Source organism: Solidesulfovibrio carbinolicus (assembly GCF_004135975.1).
In the GTDB taxonomy this organism is placed as follows: Bacteria; Desulfobacterota; Desulfovibrionia; order Desulfovibrionales; family Desulfovibrionaceae; genus Solidesulfovibrio; species Solidesulfovibrio carbinolicus.
Genome location: NZ_CP026538.1, coordinates 3,957,115 through 3,974,623, shown reverse-complemented (window position 1 = coordinate 3,974,623; position 17,509 = coordinate 3,957,115). Strand labels below are relative to the sequence as shown.

15 protein-coding genes are annotated in these 17,509 nt (G+C 65.6%); 13 read left to right on the top strand and 2 right to left on the bottom strand.

The annotated features are described in order from the left end of the window. The first annotated feature begins 107 nt into the window (after positions 1-107). From C3Y92_RS17740 to C3Y92_RS17695, 10 genes are all read left to right on the top strand, one after another. The gene (locus C3Y92_RS17740; RefSeq protein ID WP_129354831.1) at positions 108-1,130 is read left to right on the top strand and encodes a molybdopterin-binding protein; all 1,023 of its coding nucleotides are present in this window, start codon (positions 108-110) and stop codon (positions 1,128-1,130) included. A gap of 97 nt (positions 1,131-1,227) precedes the next feature. Beyond that, positions 1,228-3,960 carry a molybdopterin-dependent aldehyde oxidoreductase gene (locus C3Y92_RS17735; RefSeq protein WP_129354829.1) on the top strand — a complete coding sequence of 911 codons (2,733 nt, stop codon included), beginning with the start codon at positions 1,228-1,230 and terminating at the stop codon, positions 3,958-3,960. A gap of 90 nt (positions 3,961-4,050) precedes the next feature. Continuing rightward, the gene (locus C3Y92_RS17730; RefSeq protein ID WP_129354827.1) at positions 4,051-6,363 is read left to right on the top strand and encodes a pyridine nucleotide-disulfide oxidoreductase/dicluster-binding protein; all 2,313 of its coding nucleotides are present in this window, start codon (positions 4,051-4,053) and stop codon (positions 6,361-6,363) included. A gap of 5 nt (positions 6,364-6,368) precedes the next feature. Further along, the gene (locus C3Y92_RS17725; protein ID WP_129354825.1) at positions 6,369-6,584 is read left to right on the top strand and encodes a DVU_1557 family redox protein; all 216 of its coding nucleotides are present in this window, start codon (positions 6,369-6,371) and stop codon (positions 6,582-6,584) included. Next, complete coding sequence (gene trsM / locus C3Y92_RS17720; RefSeq protein ID WP_129354823.1) at positions 6,584-7,354, top strand: DVU_1556 family methyltransferase; 771 nt, start codon at positions 6,584-6,586, stop codon at positions 7,352-7,354. Before C3Y92_RS17725 ends, trsM begins: the two co-directional genes overlap by 1 nt. Positions 7,355-7,356: 2 nt before the next feature. Continuing rightward, complete coding sequence (locus C3Y92_RS17715; protein ID WP_129354821.1) at positions 7,357-7,800, top strand: DVU_1555 family C-GCAxxG-C-C protein; 444 nt, start codon at positions 7,357-7,359, stop codon at positions 7,798-7,800. A gap of 126 nt (positions 7,801-7,926) precedes the next feature. After that, on the top strand, positions 7,927-9,273 hold the full coding sequence (gene trsS / locus C3Y92_RS17710; RefSeq protein WP_129354819.1) for a radical SAM (seleno)protein TrsS: 1,347 nt from the start codon (positions 7,927-7,929) through the stop codon (positions 9,271-9,273). Further along, positions 9,264-10,322, top strand: a complete 1,059-nt coding sequence (locus C3Y92_RS17705) for a DVU_1553 family AMP-dependent CoA ligase (protein ID WP_129354817.1) — start codon at positions 9,264-9,266, stop codon at positions 10,320-10,322. Before trsS ends, C3Y92_RS17705 begins: the two co-directional genes overlap by 10 nt. Next, a complete protein-coding gene (locus C3Y92_RS17700) occupies positions 10,319-11,347 on the top strand; it encodes an XdhC family aldehyde oxidoreductase maturation factor (protein WP_129354815.1) in 1,029 nt (342 codons plus the stop codon). Before C3Y92_RS17705 ends, C3Y92_RS17700 begins: the two co-directional genes overlap by 4 nt. Before the next feature lie 215 nt (positions 11,348-11,562). Beyond that, positions 11,563-12,342, top strand: a complete 780-nt coding sequence (locus C3Y92_RS17695) for a YkgJ family cysteine cluster protein (RefSeq protein WP_129354813.1) — start codon at positions 11,563-11,565, stop codon at positions 12,340-12,342. 295 nt (positions 12,343-12,637) lie between these two features. Here C3Y92_RS17695 and C3Y92_RS17690 read toward each other — a convergent pair whose 3' ends face one another. Both C3Y92_RS17690 and C3Y92_RS17685 read right to left on the bottom strand, forming a co-directional pair. Next, complete coding sequence (locus C3Y92_RS17690) at positions 12,638-13,735, bottom strand: GGDEF domain-containing protein (RefSeq protein WP_129354811.1); 1,098 nt, start codon at positions 13,733-13,735, stop codon at positions 12,638-12,640. Between the two features lie 99 nt (positions 13,736-13,834). Further along, entirely contained in the window at positions 13,835-14,353 is a 519-nt protein-coding gene (locus C3Y92_RS17685; protein WP_129354809.1) for a YbaK/EbsC family protein, read from the bottom strand. Between the two features lie 122 nt (positions 14,354-14,475). On the opposite strand from C3Y92_RS17685, the gene C3Y92_RS17680 reads away from it, so the two are divergent. The 3 genes from C3Y92_RS17680 (at position 14,476) to C3Y92_RS17670 (ending at position 17,106) form a co-directional block, all read left to right on the top strand. Then, the gene (locus C3Y92_RS17680; protein ID WP_129354807.1) at positions 14,476-14,988 is read left to right on the top strand and encodes a YeeE/YedE thiosulfate transporter family protein; all 513 of its coding nucleotides are present in this window, start codon (positions 14,476-14,478) and stop codon (positions 14,986-14,988) included. Position 14,989: 1 nt separating this feature from the next. Further along, the gene (locus C3Y92_RS17675; protein ID WP_129354805.1) at positions 14,990-15,514 is read left to right on the top strand and encodes a DUF6691 family protein; all 525 of its coding nucleotides are present in this window, start codon (positions 14,990-14,992) and stop codon (positions 15,512-15,514) included. 254 nt (positions 15,515-15,768) lie between these two features. Then, complete coding sequence (locus C3Y92_RS17670) at positions 15,769-17,106, top strand: glutamine synthetase family protein (protein ID WP_129354803.1); 1,338 nt, start codon at positions 15,769-15,771, stop codon at positions 17,104-17,106. The last annotated feature ends 403 nt before the right edge of the window (positions 17,107-17,509 follow it).

The following is a 17,509-nucleotide window of genomic DNA, read 5'->3' as shown; positions in this document are numbered from 1 at the left end:
ACAGGGCGGCCCAGGCCGCGGCGACCGGCCAACCAACAACCAACCGCAAGGGAAGAAGACGCGCCATGCAGGTGAGCCAAGAAGTCCTCCGGCACCGAAACGCCCCCATGCGTTCCATCCCCGTCCACCAGGCCTCGGGCATGGTCCTTTGCCACGACATCACCCGCATCGTGCCGGGCGAGGGCAAGGGGCCAGCCTTCCGCAAGGGGCATGTCGTCGAGGACGGCGACATCGAAACCTTGCTCAGCCTCGGCAAGGAACACCTCTACGTCTGGGATCTGGCCGACGGCTTCATCCACGAGGACGACGCCGCCGAGCGCATGGCCCGGGCCATCGCCGGACAAGGCATCGTGCTGTCCGCCCCCTGCGAGGGCCGCATCAACCTGCTGGCCGCCCACGCCGGGCTGCTGTCCATCGACGCCGACATCCTGCGCCGCTTAAACGCCATCGAAGAAGTGACCATCGCCACCCTGCACGGCAACGTCGTGGTGACCCCGGGCCAGATGCTGGCCGGCACCCGGGTGGTGCCGCTGGTGGTGGACGAGGCCAAGATCGAGGCCGTGGAGGCCGTGTGCGCCGAGTACGGCCCGGTGGTGCGGGTGCGCCCCTTCCGGCCGCTTCGGGTCGGCGTGGTGACCACCGGCGGCGAGGTCTACCACGGCCGCATCAAGGACGCCTTCGGGCCCATCCTGCGCCGCAAGTTCGAGGCATTGTCCTGCACCGTTACCCGCCAGATGTTTGTCCCCGACGATCAGGACATGACCGTGCGGGCCATCCATCGCCTTATTGACGAAGGGGCCGACATGATCGCCGTCACCGGCGGCATGTCCGTGGACCCCGACGATCTCACCCCGTCGTCCATCCGGGCGGCCGGCGGCGAGGTCGTCACCTACGGTTCCCCCACCTTTCCCGGGGCCATGTTCATGCTGGCCTACGTCGGCGAGATCCCCGTGGTCGGGCTGCCGGGCTGCGTCATGTACCACAAGGCCAGCATCTTCGATCTGACCGTGCCCCGCCTGGCGGCCGGCGAGCGCCTGACCCGGGACGACATCGTGGAACTGGGACACGGGGGCCTTTGCGCCATGTGTCCCGAATGCCGCTATCCCGCCTGCGGCTTCGGCAAGGGATAGGGCCTGGCCAAGGATCAAAGGCCGCGCGGACGGGAATCGGTTCCGGGCGCGGCGTCGGCAACGCGATTAACCTCAAACCGAAACGGAGCGAGACGACATGCAGGAAAAAATTCTTATCGTGAACGGGATCGAGCGCAAAATCATCGCCGACCCGGATGCCTTCCTGTCCGACGTGCTGCGCAACCAGCTGCACATGGTCGGCACCAAGGTAGGCTGCGCCCAGGGCCAGTGCGGCGCCTGCTCGGTCATCATCGACGGCAAGGTCACCCGCGCCTGCATCACCAAGATCCGCCGCGTCGCCGATTACGCCAACGTGACCACCATCGAAGGCATCGGCACGCCGAACAACCTGCATCCGCTGCAGACCGCCTGGGTCGTCCACGGCGCGGCCCAGTGCGGTTTTTGCACCCCGGGCTTCATCATGTCCGCCAAGGGCCTTTTGGACGAAAATCCCAAGCCCAGCCGCGAAGACGTCCGCAATTGGTTCCAGAAGCACAAAAACGTGTGCCGCTGCACCGGCTACATCCCCCTGGTCGATGCCGTCATGGACGCCGCCAAGGTGCTGCGCGGCGAAATGACCCTTTGCATCAACCACAACATGCCGGCCGACGGCAACGTGTTCGGTTCGCGCGCCCCGCGTCCCACCGGCGTGGCCAAGGTCACCGGCCAATGGCTGTTCGGCGACGACCAGAAGAACATGCTGCCCCCGGGCACCCTGCATCTGGCCATTGTCGAAGCCCGCGTTTCCCATGCCAACGTCAAGGGCGTGGACACCGCCGAAGCCCTCAAGATGCCCGGCGTGCACAGCGTCATCACGGCCAAGGACGTCAAGGGCAAAAACCGCATCACGGGCCTCATCACCTTCCCCACCAACAAGGGTGACGGCTGGGATCGTCCCATCCTGTGCGACACCAAGGTGTTCCAGTACGGCGACGCCATCGCGCTGGTCGCGGCCGACTCCGAGGCCAATGCCCGGGCCGCCGCCGAGAAGGTGAAGGTCGATCTGGAAGTCCTGCCGGCCTACATGAGCGCCCCGGCGGCCATGGCCGACGACGCCATAGAAATCCACCCCGGCACCCCCAACACCTACTACGAGCAGAACCACGCCAAGGGCGCGGACGTGGCTCCGTTCTTCGCCGATCCGGCCAAGTACGAAGTCATGGGCGGCGACTACTACACCCAGCGCCAGCCCCACCTGCCCATCGAGCCTGACGTAGGATTTGCCTACACCAACGAAGAGGGCAAGCTGGTCATCCACTCCAAGTCCATCGGCCTGTACCTGCACCTGTACATGATCGCCCCGGGCCTGGGCGTCGAGCCCGAGAACCTCGTTCTCGTGCAGAACCCCACCGGCGGCACCTTTGGCTACAAGTTCAGCCCGACCATGGAAGCCCTGGTCGGCGTCGCCGCCATGGTCACCGGCCGCCCGGTGCACCTGCGCTACAACTACGCCCAGCAGCAGTACTACACCGGCAAGCGCTCCCCGTTCTGGACCAAGGGCAAGATCGCCGTGGACAAGGCCACCAAGAAGATCGTGGCCTCCGAAATGGAATGGATCGTGGACCACGGCCCCTATTCCGAGTTCGGCGACCTGCTTACCCTGCGCGGCTCCCAGTACTGGATGGCCGGCTACGGCATCCCCAACATGCGCGCCAAGGGCTACTGCGTGGCCACCAACCACGGCTGGGGTTCGGCTTTCCGCGGCTACGGCTCGCCGGAAATCATGTTCCCCTCCGAGTCCCTCATGGACGAAATGGCCGAGAAGCTCGGCATGGATCCCCTGGAATTCCGGTATGTCAACGTGTATCGCCCGGGCGACACCACCCCCACCGACCAGGTGCCCGATTCCTGGACCCTGCCGGAGATGATCGACATCCTGCGTCCCAAGTACAAGGAAGCCTTGGCCAACGCCAAAAAGAACTCTACGGCCACCCATAAAAAGGGCGTTGGCGTGGCGATTGGCATCTACGGCTCCGGCCTGGACGGCCCGGACTCCGCCGGCGCCGACGCCGAGCTCAATGCCGACGGTTCCGTCACCATCTACAACACCTGGCAGGATCACGGCCAGGGCTCCGACGCCGGCACCGTCGGCTTCGCCCACGAAGCCCTCAAGCCCCTGGGCATCCCGGCCTGTAAGATCAAGCTGGTGCTCAACGACACGAGCAAGTGCCCCAACTCCGGCCCGGCCGGCGGCTCGCGCTCCAACGTCGTGGTCGGCCAGGCCATCAAGAACGGCTGCGAACAGCTCGTGGCCGCCATGAAGAAGGCCGACGGCACCTTCCGCACCTACGACGAGATGGTCAAGGAAGGCCTCAAGACCCGCTACAACGGCACCTGGACCGCCCCGGCCAAGGATTGCGACGCCAACGGCCTGGGTTCCCCGTTCTGCTGCTACATGTACGGCGTGTTCCTGGCCGAAGTGACCGTGGAACTGGCCACCGGCAAGACCGTGGTCGACAAGATGGTCCTGGTCGAAGACATCGGCACCATCAACAACCGTCAGACCGTCGACGGCCAGAACTGGGGCGGCCTGGCCCAGGGCATCGGCCTGGCCCTTACCGAGGACTTCGAGGACATCAAGAAGCACTCCTCCCTGGCCGGCGCCGGCGTGCCCTACGCCAAGGACATCCCCGACGCCATGGAGCTGATCTACGTCGAGTCGCCGCGTGAGCACGGTCCCTACGGCAACTCGGGCGTGGGTGAAGTGCCCCTGTGCGGCCCGCACCCGGCCATCATCAACGCCATCTACAACGCCTGCGGCGTGCGCATCCGCCATCTGCCGGCTTACCCCGAGAAGGTGCTGGCCGGCCTCAAGGCCCTTGGCAAGTAAGACCGTTTCAAGCAACTTTGAAGTTCATGTCGTAACCGGACGGGGCGGACGCCAGGCGTTCGCCCCGTCTTGCAAACAGGGAAGGTCTTCATGGATCAGCAGGGTCTGCGCGATATCGAGTACCGTTGCATCCAGGAGGAGCAGCCCGCCTGCCAGGCCGCCTGTCCCCTCCATGTCGACGTCCGCAAATTCATGGGCCAGGTCCGCTCCGGCGATTTCTCCGGGGCCCGCAAGACCCTGGACCGCACCCTGCCCCTGCCTACCGTCCTTGGCCGCGTCTGCGACCACCCCTGCCAGGCCCGTTGCGTGCGCCTGCCCATTGACGCGGCCCTGGCCATGGGGTCGCTGGAGCGCGCCGTTATAAGCGCCACCGGCCCGGCCGCCAAGCCCCTGTCCATGCCCGGCAAAGGCAAGCGCGCCGCCGTCATGGGCGGCGACGTCAGCGCCCTGACCGTGGCCTGGGACCTGGGCAAGAAGGGCTACGCCGTGGACATGTATTTCCCGGGCGACGCCCCGGGCGGGCATCTGCGCGAACTGTCGCCGGACACCCTCCCGCCAGCCGCCCTGGCCGCCGAGATCGAGATCATGGGCCGCATGAACGTGACGTTTTGTCCGGGCCAGGCCCTGGACGCGGCGCTGCTCGACCGGCTTTGCGCCGACTACGACGGCGTCTACGTCGAGGCCGTCTCGGCCCCGGCCCTGGGGGTCGCCAAGGCTGACGCCGACGCCCTGACTCTGGCCCTGGCCCTCGACGGTTGCGAGGGCGTTTTTGGCGGCGGTTTCGCCGTTCCCGGAGAGCCGCTCTCCGTTATTTCCCTGGCCGGCGACGGCCGCCGGGCCGCCGTGTCCCTGGACCGGCATCTGGCCGGCGTGTCCGTCACCGCCTCCCGCGAGCGCGAAGGGGCCTGCCCCACGCGCCTTTTCACCAACACCACCGGCGTCATTCCCTTGCCGGCCGTGGCCGCGGCCGATGCCGCCGCCGGCTTCACCCCGGACGAGGCCAAGGCCGAGGCCGCCCGCTGCCTGGACTGCCAGTGCCTGGAGTGCGTCAAGGCCTGCACGTACCTGGCTCGCTACAAGGGCTATCCCCGCGTCTACGCCCGCCAGATCTATAATAATCTTTCCATCGTCCAGGGCGCGCGGTCGTACAACCAGATGATCAACTCCTGCACCCTGTGCGGCCAGTGCGAGGAGCTGTGCCCGTCGGGCTTTTCCATGCCCGATCTCATCCTCACGGCCCGGCGCGACATGGTGGCGCGCGGCAAGATGCCGCTGTGGGCCCATGAGTTCGCCCTGGAGGACATGGCCTTTTCCCTGTCCGACGCCTTCCGCCTGATGCGGGCCGCGCCGGGCGAGACGACCTGCTCCCACCTCTTTTTCCCGGGCTGCCAGCTCGGCGGCGATCCGGCCGCCTCCGTGCCGGCCGTCTACGCCCATCTGCGCGCCGGCTTGCCTGGCGGCGTGGGGCTGGGCCTGGCCTGCTGCGGCGCGCCGGCCTTCTGGGCCGGCCGGCAGGATCTGGCCGAGGCGGCCATGGCCGCCTTCCAGGCTGACTGGGAAGCCTTGGGCAAACCGCGCGTCATCGCCGCTTGCGCCTCTTGCCAGGCCACCTTTGCCCGCCTGGCCCCCGACATTCCCGTGGTCTCCCTGTGGCGCGTGCTTCTGGACGAGACCGGGCTGCCCGCGCCCGCCGGCCAGCTTCCCGACGCGCCGGTGGCCGTCCACGACGCCTGCACCGGCCGCCACGACGCCGCCGGGCTGGCCGCCGTGCGCGAGATCCTGGCCAAGCTTGGGGTGACCGTCGAAGAATTGCCCGCCTCGGGCAAGCTGGCCTCCTGCTGCGGCTTTGGCGGCTTGCAGGCCAACGCCCACCCGGAATTGGCCGCCGCGTCCCTGGCCCGGCGCGTGGCCGAAAGCCCGCGCGACTTCGTGGCCACCTGCTCCATGTGCCGCGACCGGCTGGCCGGGGCCGGCAAGCGCACCTTCCATCTGCTGGATCTGCTTTTCCCAAGCCAAGCCGCCGATCCGGCCCGGCCCGATCCCGGCTTTTCCTACCGCCACGAAGCCCGGGGCCGGCTCAAGCGGTCCGTGCTGGAAACCGTCTGGAAGGAGCCGGCCCCGCCCGAGACGCCGCCGGCCGTGCGGCTGGTCATCCCCGAGGCCGTGCGCGCCGTGCTGGAAGCCCGCCACGTGCTGGACACGGATCTGGCCCGGGTCGTGGCCTACGCCGAGGCCACGGGCCGCAAGTTCACCGACACGGCAACCGGCCGCCATCTGGCCGGGCTGGCCGGGGCGCGGGTCACCTACTGGGCGCTCTACGAAATGCTGGAAGGCGTGGCCCACATCCACGCCGGCTACAGCCACCGCATGAACGTCACCGGCGTGGACCGGCAGGAGGCGTAAGCGCCATGAACGACACCCCCACCTATCTGCCCGAGTCCGGCGACTGGAGCTGCGCCGCCTGCGGCGAAAAACTCGCCCCCGCGCCGGTCGGCGTCACCTATCTCCAGGGCGGGTTCACCATCACGCTCATGACCTGCCAAAAGTGCGGCCTGTCGCTGGTGCCCGAGCATCTGGCCGTGGGCAAGATGTTCGAGGTGGAACAGCTCCTGGAGGACAAGTAGTGCCCTTTGCCGCGCCGCTCACCGGCCCCGCGCCCTTTGCGCCGCCGGCCGGCCCCGGCTTCGGGGGTGGGCGGCCCGGCGAAAAGCCCTACGAACGCGCCGACGTGCGCCGGGCCACCGGCGGAGCCATCCGTCCGGGCGGGCTGGCGCTGACCGACCGCGCCCTGGACTTGCTCCCCTTTGCCGCCGGCGCAAGGCTCCTGGACTGCGGCTGCGGAGCCGGGGCCACGCTATCGCGCCTCTCTGCCGCCGGCTTCCGGGCCGTTGGCTGCGACATTTCCGCCGTCCTGACCGCTGAGGCGGCCGGCCGCGTCCCGGGCCGGGCGCTGCGGGCCGAGGCCGGAGCGCTGCCCTTTGCCTCGGCCGCCTTTGACGGCGTTTTTGGCGAATGCGTGCTCTCGGCCCTGGCCCGGCCCGAAGCCGCCCTGGAGGAGATCGCCCGGGTCCTCGTCCCGGGCGGCTACCTCGTCGTCTCCGATCTCTATCTGCGGGCCGGGTCGCCCGGCAGCGGGGGCGCGGGCGCGGGCTGCGCCGCCGGAGCCCTGTCCCGGGAAGTGGCCGAATCGCGCTTTGCCCGGCATGGGCTGCCTGCCGTGGTCTTCGAGGACCACACCCGCCACCTCATTGATCTTTCCTGCCGTCTTGTTCTCGAACTCGGTTCCGCCCGGGAGGTCATGGCCGTGCTGACAGGCCGGGAGCCGGGCTGCGCCGGGGACGGCCAAAAACCGCGTCTGGGCTACGGCCTGTGGATTTGCCGCAAGGAGGCGTGACCATGAATCCCACGCTGCTCGAAATCCTGCCCCTGGCCCACAAGGGCTACTGCTGCAGCCAGATTCTCATTCTTCTGGCCCTGACCGCCCAGGGCCGGGAAAACCCGGAACTCGTCCGCGCGGCAATGGGGCTGTGCCACGGCATGGGCGGCACGGGCGGCGCTTGCGGCATCATGACCGGCGGTTGCCTGGCCCTGGGACTCTACACCGGCAAAGGCCGCGACGAGGAAACGCCCTTCGAACAAGGCGACGCCCTGGTGTCCGATTTCGTCGATTGGTTCAGCCAGCGCGCCCAGGACGACTACGGGGCCACTACCTGCGCCGCCATCTTAAACGACGGCAAGCCCGACCCCATCCGCTGCGGCGGGCTGATGGCCGACGCCTGGAACAAGATGCTCGAACTGCTCGTGGCCTACGGCCTCGACCCGTCCGAAGGGCGTGATTAGGACGAAGAGGAAGAGCGGGGGAAACCTTTCTGGAGAAAGGTTTCCCCGGGCCCCCTTCCAAAGACTTTTAACGGGGGCTGGCGCGGGCGGCGGGAGAGCGTCGTCTGGCTGGAAGGAATACGGGATATGATGACGGCGACCGAGAGCGTTTGTCCAGTGTGTCTGGCCCGGTTGCCGGCATATCGCGAACAGGACGGCGACGACGGCTGGCTGGTGCGGACCTGCCCGGAACACGGCCCCTTTCGTACGCGCTACTGGCACGGCCCTCCGGGGCCCCAAGGCTGGGACCGGCCGAAAATCCCCAAGCCCGGGACCGAACCCCAGGGCGCGGCCCCGGGGCCGGGTTGTCCCTACGTCTGCGGCCTGTGCCCGGAGCACCATCAGCGCACCTGCACCGTGGTCCTGGAAGTGACCAGCCGCTGCAACCTTGGCTGTCCGGTCTGCTTTGCCGACGCCGGCAGCGCCAGCGCGCCCGATCCAAGCTTGGCCGACATCGCGGCCCGGCTGGTCCAGGCCCGCCAGCAGGCCGGACCGGCCAATCTGCAGCTGTCTGGCGGCGAACCGACCATGCGCGCTGATCTGCCCGACATCGTGGCCGCCGCCAAGGCCGCCGGGTTTCCCTTTGTGCAACTCAACACCAACGGCCTGGCCCTGGCCGCCGACGCCGCCCTGGCCCCGCGTCTGGCGGCAGCCGGCCTGGATTCGGTATTTTTACAGTGCGACGGCGTGTCCAACGCAGTCCATACGGCCCTTCGCGGCCGGCGGCTTGCCCGGGAGAAGCGCGCGGCCATGGAGGCGTGTTCCGCCGCCGGCCTTGGCGTGGTGCTGGTGGCGACCTTGGTCCCGGGCGTCAACGTGGCCGAGGTCGGGGAACTGGTGCGGCTGGCGGCAAGGCTGGCCCCGGGTGTGCGCGGGGTCCATTTCCAGCCGGCCGCCTGTTTTGGCCGCTATCCCGGCGACGGGGCCAGCGCCCCGCGCCTGACCCTGCCCGAACTCCTGGCCGCCTTGGAGGCGCAAACGGGCGGCGAACTGCGTACCGCCGACTTTCATGCCCCGTGCTGCGAGCATTCCCTGTGCTCCTTTTCCGCCTCGTTTGCCGTGGCCCCGGACGGCCGGCTGGCTGTGTCCGGCGGCGGGGGCTGCTGCGACACGGGCGCGGCTCCGATTCCCGCCGAGGACGGGGCGCGCCAGTCCATGGCCTTTGTCGCCCGCCAGTGGGGGCCGGCCAAGGCCGCGCTCGAGCCGGCCGCCATCCGCGACGACTTCGACCGCTTCCTGGCCGCCGCCGCCAGCCGGCCCAAACTGAGCGTCTCGGCCATGGCCTTCATGGACGCCTGGACCCTGGACCTGGAACGGGCGCGCGGCTGCTGCATCCACGTGGCCGTGCCGGACGGCCGGCTCATTCCCTTTTGCCTCTACAACCTGACCGCCGCCGACGGGACGGCGCTGTATCGCCAAAAACCATGCGCGTAAGCCCTTTTGACGCCTGGATCGCCGCCTCTATCGGCCAGGACGGCGGCACCCCGGACCCGGCCCGGCTGGCCGGCTGGCAACTTATTGCCCTGTGCCGCGCCCTGGACCATGCCCGCAAGGCCCCCTTTTACCGCGACCGGCTGGCCCGGCTGCCGCCCGGGTTTCCCGAAAGCTTCGAGGCCTTCGCCACGTTGCCGACCACCACGCCGGCCGATCTGGCCGCCCAGTTTCCGCGCTTCCTGGCCGTGCCCCAGGACGCGGTCGCCCGCATGGTCACCGTGGCCACCTCGGGCACCACCGGCCCGCCCAAACGCATGGGCCTCACCGACGCCGACCTTGCCGAAACCTTGGAGTGCTTCCAGGTGGTCATGGCCGTGACGCTTAATCCCGGCGAGACGGTGCTGATCCTGTTTCCGGCCGACAAGCCCGACAGCGTGGGCGACCTCATCGGCCGGGGCATGCGCCGGCTCGGCGCGTTGCCGGTGTTCGGCGACCCGACCGGCAATCCGGCCCGGCTGGCCGAGGCGCTGCGCGCCCATCGTCCGGCCAGTCTCATTGCCGCGCCGTCCCAGCTGCGGGCCGCCCTGGAAGACGTCACCGCCATGCAGGCCGCCCGGGAGACGCTGCGCTCGGTGGTCTACGCCTCGGATTTCCTTTCGCCCGAGCTTCGCGAGCGCACGGCGTCGCGTTTCGGCTGCCGCGTCTTCGACTATTACAGCGCCACGGAAATGGCCTACGGCGGCGGCATGGAATGTCTGGCCGGGGCCGGCTACCATCTGCGCGAGGCGCAGCTCTATTTCGAGGTGCTTGATCCGCTCTCCGACGTCCCCTTGCCCCAGGGCGAAGTGGGGGAGGTGGCCTTCACCACGCTGACCTGTCGCGGCGTGCCGCTTCTGCGCTACCGCACCGGCGACGCGGCGGCCATGCTGCCCGGGCCGTGCCCGTGCGGCAGTCCGCTGCGGCGGCTGGGGCCGATTTTGGGACGCATCGAAACAACTACCGGCGGCTTTGCCGTCGTCACCCCAGACAAGGGAAAGGGTAGGGCATGATCGAACTGATTGCCGCCATAAACGGCCGTTTGTCCCGGGGCGAGGCCCTGGCCGCCGTCACCATCGTCACCAACGAAGGCTCCACCCCGCGCACGGCCGGCTCCAAGATGCTGGTCTTTGCCGACGGCTCCATCGCCGGCACCGTGGGCGGCGGCCTGGGCGAGGGCATGGCCATCGCCGCCGCCAAGGAAACGCTCTCCGCCGGTCCGTCGCGGCTGCTCGGCATCGACATGACCGGCCAGGCCTCGGCCGGGGCCGATCTCATCTGCGGCGGCCGGATGCGGGTTTTCATCGAGCGCATCGCCCCCGACGATGCCGCCAAGGCGCTGTTCGCCGCCCTGGCCGGCCATCTGGCCGCCGGACGCAGCTGCCTCATCGTGGCCCGCATCGGCGACGGGACCAGCGGCCGGGCGCTCATCGCGCCGGACGGCGTTCTTGGTGACGCTGTACCGCCCGAGGTGCTGGAAGCCGCCCGCAAGCAAGGCCGGGGCATCGCCGCGCCCATCTGTTTCGAGGTGGCCGGAGTACCGTGGATGCTGGAGCCGGCCCTGGCCCGCGATCCGCTCTATATTTTCGGCGGCGGCCATGTGTCGCGCCCGACCTGCCAAATGGCGGCCATGGTGGGCTTTGGCGTCACGGTTTTCGACGACCGGCCGGAATTCGCCAATCCCGAGCGGTTCCCGGACGCCCGGGAAACGATGGCTTATAAGGATTTGGCCGAGTGCTTCGCGGGCCGTTTATATGAGGAAAACGCCTCGGTTGTCATCGTCACGCGCGGCCACGCCCAGGACAAGGACGTGCTGGCCCTGGCCCTGCGCACGCGGGCCGGCTACATCGGCATGATCGGCAGCGTGGGCAAGCGGGATTCGGTGTATGCCAGGCTTCGTGCCGAGGGTTTCACCGCCGCCGACATCGCCCGCTGCCATTCGCCCATTGGCCTTTCAATCGAAGCCGAGACGCCGGAGGAAATCGCGGTCAGCATCGTGGCCGAGCTGATCGCCTGCCGGGCGGCGCGCCGGGGCTAGGCGTCGGCATTCGGGTGCTGCGCGCCGCATGTCGTCCGCCCTTGCGGCGTGGGGGTTGTCCGGGGTAGACGACAACAGCGAAGCGGCAGGCGGCGGCATGGCGGCGGCTTGTCTGTCGCGCCCGGCGACCGTGCGCCCGGCGAGGTCGGGACGCCGCGCGTTCGGGCCGGGAAGACCCGGCCGCGTCAGGCGAGAGCGCTTTTCAGGACCCCCTCATGAAGATCGATATTGTTGCCAATGGCCGACTCCTCGACGTTTCGATAGGATTGGAGGCAACGCAGTCCTTTTCCTGCGTCCTGTCTCCGCCTGACGGCGATGTGACGTTCGTGGACGTGTTGCCGGAGATCTATGAGATCTACACCAATGTCCTCGGCGTCAATTTCGAGGAAAGCGAGCAGAATGGAAAACCGGTCAGATGCGGCAAGGGCTGCGTCAGTTGCTGTCATCAGCTGATTACGGTGTCCGTTCATGAAGCTTTATTGCTGGCGCACATAGTCGGTCTGCTGTGTCAGGAAGAGCAGCAGCGGATACGATCAGCTTTTGACGAGAGTTTGACGCGCCTTGAAAATGCCGGCTTGTTTCGTGATCTGTTGCATTCGCATGTGAATGCGTTTGATGACAGGGAGCTGGTTGTTGACGCGCAAAAACGGTACTGGGCGCTCGGGCTGGCCTGTCCGTTCTTGCTTGACGACGCCTGCGCCATATATCCCTATCGACCGTTTATTTGCCGGCAGTATGGCGTCAGTTCCGACCCGGAGCATTGCGGGAAGATTTTCCAGAAGGACCACCTGATCGAAAGGATCAGGTTGTCCCACGACTTCGGCAGCGCGGCGGCCTCCTTCGACGGGCTTGAGGCGATAAAGACCCGGGCAATACCGTTGCCCACGATTTTTTTGGTTCATGGGATGCTGCATTGCTTTGAGCGCCCCAAGGCGACGGCGGAAGTCATGATTGCGCGGTTCTTGCGCCACGCCGACAAGCATTTCAGCAGGTGATTTCACGGTCTTTTATCTGGAAGGCGCTCCTGTCGTTCCTCCCTTCCGCCACCGCGAGCAAATCCCTGGGCGCGATTTCGAGCGTCCGGTTGCCGTCGCCGGTATCGTTCGCTGTCGTTCGCCCATTCGCTCATGGAGAGAAGCCGGGACGCCGGGAGAAATCGCGGTCAGTGTCCTGGCGAACTAATTGTCGAGCAGGCGGCCAAAAGGGGCTGATTTGTCGCACGTCGCGGAGCCCCCTCATGGTCAGGAGGGGCTGGATGCATCGGAAGGATGAAGAAACAAAAGATAGGGACTACGACTGGCCAAAAGCTGCGATGCTGTTTCCTTTGTGTTTTTTTGCGTTGTACATGGCTATGTCGGCTTCCTTCATCAACGCGTCAGGAAGCTGGGGGTATTCTAAATTGAAGCGAGCGAGGCCGACACTCATCGTGACGGAGGAGTTTCCTTTGTTTGTGTCGAACCTTTTCGTCAGTCTTTCAATGACCTCTTTTGCTTTGGCAAGATCGACATCGGCGATGATGACAGCAAACTCGTCGCCGCCAATTCGCGCGCCAAGGTCTTCGGCCCGCAAGGACTCACGCACGGCCTCGGCCATGCAAATCAAAATCCTGTCGCCTTCCTGATGTCCAAGCGTATCATTGGCCTGTTTGAAGTGATCAAGGTCGATATAGGCCAGGACGAATTCTTCTTCGTGCCGAATTGATCGGGCTATTTCTCTTCTTAAAGCATCAAAGAACGCTCTTCTGTTATTGAGTTGCGTCAGTGCATCAGTCTGGGCAAATTCAATGAGTTCTTTTGTTCGCGAAGATACCTCTTCTTCGAGGCTTTTGGCGTAGTTCTCCAGCTCTGCCTGGCTGTTGGAGACTTGCTTGACAAGCGCATGGATGTAGGTGTCTATGACGAGAGTGAGGTCGAAAAGTATAATTTTTTCAAGCGCTTCAAGAATTTTGTGGCAAGTGCTGCATTGCTTGCTCGCGGACAGTTTGCTGGTCAATCGTTGTCGTAGTATTTGAAAGAGCGTGCGAATGGAAGAAATGTAAAGCATCGGCGGAACGCCGATGCGGTCATGGACCAAACCTATTCTGAGGCGGGAGAGAACATAGATGTCGTCATAACGTCCAGAAAACATGTCTAAAATGTAGTTTGACATGTGGTGTTTCAATCGCCCGAGCGTGCCAGCGTCTCCAATAGTTCTTTCGATCTCCGGTTTGGTGACTTGATCGTCATAGAATTCGTCAACAATTGAAGATGCGCTGATGTCTATATCTGGCTTCAACTCGGCCAGAATTTTGGCGTCTTCTTCCGTAAAGCCCAGAAGCTCTTTGCGCCTGCGGATGTCTTGGCGCGTAATCTTTAACTGAACAGCCAAATCCTGGTCTGTCAGGTTCATAAAAATTGCCTCCGATATGGCAATATTGACGACTCGATGCTTTGTGATATTATGTAACAACAGGGGAATTCACAAGATATTATTTCTTCCCTCTTCCCGTCATTCTTTCGAAAACTCCCCCGCAACCACTTCTCCCATCCCTCCCGCCGCCGCGACCAAATCGCCCGGCGCGATTTCCAGCGTCCGGTCCGATCGCCCCAGCCCGCAATAAACCGTCGGGCGTATCGTCAGCACGTCCGCATCCACCAAGAGCTTCCCCCGCCCTTCGGCCAGCAGCGGCGACACGCTGCCCGGCGCGACGCCAAGACGGGTCATAACTTCCTCGGGCGACAGCGCCGCCAGATCCCTTCGCCCCACGCCCAGCAGGCCGGCAAGGGCCGGATAGGCCACCCGGCGCGTGCCGCGAAGGGCGGCCAGCGCCAGCCCGCCGCCGCGCAGGGCAAAGGCGATGGTTTTGACGATGCGGGAAGTGTCGAAGTCAAGATTGGCCTCGGCTTCGGCCACGGTGCGGGTGGGGGCGTGGACGTGGACGACGTGGGGCAGGCCGGTCTGGGCGAGGCGCTCGGCCAGATGGCGGAAAACGTCCTGCGACGGGTCAGGGTGTGGTGGGTGCGTCATGGCCGGGGTTGTGCCCCGTTGCGTCGGCGGATGCAAGAACTTGCGCCGACTCCCTTTACGCGGGCCGGCCAAGGCGCTAGTGCTGCTAAGACGCAAAAAGGTTTTGCGGAAGGAGGACGAACATGGCGCGACAGGCAAAAGGCTGGAACCCGTATCTGGCCGGGGCGCTTTCGGGGCTGGTGTCGGTGGGGTCGGTGTGGGTCGCCGGCAAATATCTGGGCGCGTCCACCACCTTCGTTCGCGGCGCGGGTCTGGCCGAGCGGCTCTATGCCCCGGACGTGGTGACGACGCTGGCCTATTATCTCAAGGAAAAGCCCCTTATTGACTGGCAGTTTTTGTTCGTGCTGGGCATCGCCTTGGGGGCGTTCATCGCGGCCAAGGCCAGCAATGATTTTAAGGTGCAGCTCGTGCCGGACACCTGGCGGGCGCGGTTTGGCGACGGGGTCGGGCTGCGGGCCTTGGCCGCCTTTGTGGGCGGAGCGGTAGCCATGTTCGGGGCGCGGCTGGCCGACGGCTGCCCCAGCGGCCATGGGCTGTCGGGCATGTCGCAGCTCGCCGTCTCGGGCTATCTGGCCGGGGCGGGCTTTTTCGCCGGGGGCATCCTCATGGCCCGGCTGCTCTATAGGGGGAAATGACATGGACCTGCTGTTTGGCCTGCTTACCGGCGTGCTCTTCGGGTTTTTGCTCCAGCGGGGGCAAGTGCTGCGCTACGACGTGCAGCTCGGGGCGTTGCGCCTTAAGGACATGACCATCGTCAAGTTCATGCTCTCCCACATCATGGTGGCCATGGTGGGGATTTACCTTTTAAACGATCTGGGGCTGGTGAAGCTCTCGCTCAAGGCCACCGTGGTCGGGGCCAACGCCCTTGGCGGGCTTATTTTCGGCCTGGGCTGGGGGCTGGTCGGCTACTGCCCGGGCACGTCGCTGGGGGCCGTGGGCGAAGGGCGGCTTGACGCCCTGGCCGCCATCGCCGGCATGCTCGTGGGCGCGGGCATCTTTGCCCGGGCCTACGACGGGCTTTTGCCCACGGTCTACACCTGGGGCAACTACGGCAAGATCACCCTGGCCGGCGTCCTTGGGATCAACCACTGGCTGGTCATCGCCATCCTTATCGTCGCCTTCGCGGCCATTTTGCGGTTCATTGAGCGCAAGGGGCTGTAGCGGCGCGGTCAGGCCGGGGCCAACCGGCGATGCGCCGCCGTGTTTGCGGCCTCGGGGGCCGTCCGTCCCTTGATTTGGCGGGCCAAGTCGGCCAGAATAGGAGACTTTCCCGCCCCGGCCGCGCCCGCCTTGCCCGGTTGGTCGCGCCCGGGGAGAGCGCCCTGTGGAAGGGCGGCGGTATTTCCAGAAATACGTTTATAAACGGCCTCGGTTGAGGCCGCCTGCTTCGCAACCCGCAAACGGAGGACAGGCCGATGGCGGTTTTCAACTGCAAAAACGCCGACGACGTGCTGCGTGCCGTCAAGGATTACAACGTTTCCTTCATCCAGTTCTGGTTCATTGACGTGCTGGGGGTGCTCAAAAGCTTCCAGATATCGCCCCGGGAGCTGGAAAACGCCTTTGAAGAAGGCATGGGCTTCGACGGCTCGTCCATCACCGGCTTCACCAAGATCCAGGAATCGGACATGGTGGCCTTCCCGGACCCGGCCACCTTCCAGCTGGTGGCCTGGCGGCCGTCGGACCGGCCGGTGGCCCGGCTTTTTTGCGACGTGAAAAACCCGGAAGGCACGCCCTTTGCGGCCGATTCGCGCTATGTGCTCAAGCGGATGCTCAAAAAGGCCGCCGACCTGGGCTACACCTACTACGTCGGCCCGGAGCTGGAGTTCTTCCTTTTCGCCAACTCCACCGAACCCAAGATCCTCGACCACGGCGGCTACTTTGACGCGCCGCCGCGCGATCTGGCCAACGACGTGCGCCGCGACATCAACTTCGCCCTGGAATCCATGGGCGTGGCCGTGGAATACAGCCATCACGAGGTCGCCCCTAGCCAGCACGAGATCGACCTGCGCTACCAGGAAGGCTTGATCATGGCCGACTACGCCCAGACCTACCGGGTGGTGGTCAAGGAAGTGGCCCGCAAGCACGGCTGCTACGCCACCTTCATGCCCAAGCCCCTTTTCGGCGAAAACGGCTCGGGCATGCATTGTCATCAGTCGCTTTTCCGGGGAGCCAAAAACGCCTTTTACGACGCTTCCGACCCCTACCACCTGTCCGGCGAGGCCAAGGGATTCATCGCCGGGCTTTTGCGCCATGCCCCGGAATTCACGCTCATCACCAACCAGTGGGTCAATTCCTACAAGCGGCTGGTGCCGGGCTACGAAGCGCCGGTCTACATCGCCTGGGCCCGGCGCAACCGCTCGGCCCTGGTGCGGGTGCCCATGTACAAGCCCGGCAAGGAGTCGGCCACGCGCATTGAGTTGCGCAGCCCGGACCCTGCCTGCAACCTCTATCTGTCCTTTGCCGCCATGCTCGGCGCGGGGCTTAAGGGCATCGAGGAAGGCTATACGCTGCCTGACCCCATCGAGGAGAACATCTTCAAGATGACCGACGAGGAGATGGAGGAAAAGGGCGTGACCTCGCTGCCGGGCAGCCTGCGCGAGGCCGTGGACAATCTGGAGAAGAGCGAACTCATGCGCGAGGTGCTGGGCGACCATCTCCACGCCGCCCTGGTGGAGAACAAGAAGGCCGAATGGGACGCCTACCGCACCCAGGTCACGGAATGGGAGATCGAGCGCTATCTGCCGATTTTGTAATTCACCGCGTCGTTTGATACGGCATGGAGTGAACGCCGCCGTCCGGTTTATCCCGGGCGGCGGCTTTTTTTTGGGGCCTTGGGGCGCTTGTCTGGAGGGGGCGACAGGCGGGGAGGGTCTGTCGGGGCCTGACGGGGGGGAGTGTGGATGTGGTGTCAAAATTGTCAAAATCTCTTTTTTTATCCTTGCGCCGCATGTTCGGCTGTGCCAAAAAAACCTGTTTTGGGGGGTTTCTGGGGAAGAGTGACAGGAATTTGTTGTGATACAAAAATGTATGAAACAGACTTTTCCGTGCTTCAAAAATGTCCGCGGCGCGGAGGGTTGTTTAAAATTCGTGTGATATAAGTATGTTGTAAATGGCCTCGGGTTTGCAATTCTCCGGGAGGGGCCGGGGAGGGCCGAC

What these genes read in the sequence shown, in the direction of transcription:
- C3Y92_RS17740 (WP_129354831.1), top strand. Translation starts at nt 108, where the DNA reads ATGCGTTCCATCCCCGTCCACCAGGCCTCGGGCATGGTCCTTTGCCAC.
- C3Y92_RS17735 (WP_129354829.1), top strand. Translation starts at nt 1,228, where the DNA reads ATGCAGGAAAAAATTCTTATCGTGAACGGGATCGAGCGCAAAATCATC.
- C3Y92_RS17730 (WP_129354827.1), top strand. Translation starts at nt 4,051, where the DNA reads ATGGATCAGCAGGGTCTGCGCGATATCGAGTACCGTTGCATCCAGGAG.
- C3Y92_RS17725 (WP_129354825.1), top strand. Translation starts at nt 6,369, where the DNA reads ATGAACGACACCCCCACCTATCTGCCCGAGTCCGGCGACTGGAGCTGC.
- C3Y92_RS17715 (WP_129354821.1), top strand. Translation starts at nt 7,357, where the DNA reads ATGAATCCCACGCTGCTCGAAATCCTGCCCCTGGCCCACAAGGGCTAC.
- trsS (WP_129354819.1), top strand. Translation starts at nt 7,927, where the DNA reads ATGATGACGGCGACCGAGAGCGTTTGTCCAGTGTGTCTGGCCCGGTTG.
- C3Y92_RS17705 (WP_129354817.1), top strand. Translation starts at nt 9,264, where the DNA reads ATGCGCGTAAGCCCTTTTGACGCCTGGATCGCCGCCTCTATCGGCCAG.
- C3Y92_RS17700 (WP_129354815.1), top strand. Translation starts at nt 10,319, where the DNA reads ATGATCGAACTGATTGCCGCCATAAACGGCCGTTTGTCCCGGGGCGAG.
- C3Y92_RS17695 (WP_129354813.1), top strand. Translation starts at nt 11,563, where the DNA reads ATGAAGATCGATATTGTTGCCAATGGCCGACTCCTCGACGTTTCGATA.
- C3Y92_RS17690 (WP_129354811.1), bottom strand. Translation starts at nt 13,735, where the DNA reads ATGAACCTGACAGACCAGGATTTGGCTGTTCAGTTAAAGATTACGCGC.
- C3Y92_RS17685 (WP_129354809.1), bottom strand. Translation starts at nt 14,353, where the DNA reads ATGACGCACCCACCACACCCTGACCCGTCGCAGGACGTTTTCCGCCAT.
- C3Y92_RS17680 (WP_129354807.1), top strand. Translation starts at nt 14,476, where the DNA reads ATGGCGCGACAGGCAAAAGGCTGGAACCCGTATCTGGCCGGGGCGCTT.
- C3Y92_RS17675 (WP_129354805.1), top strand. Translation starts at nt 14,990, where the DNA reads ATGGACCTGCTGTTTGGCCTGCTTACCGGCGTGCTCTTCGGGTTTTTG.
- C3Y92_RS17670 (WP_129354803.1), top strand. Translation starts at nt 15,769, where the DNA reads ATGGCGGTTTTCAACTGCAAAAACGCCGACGACGTGCTGCGTGCCGTC.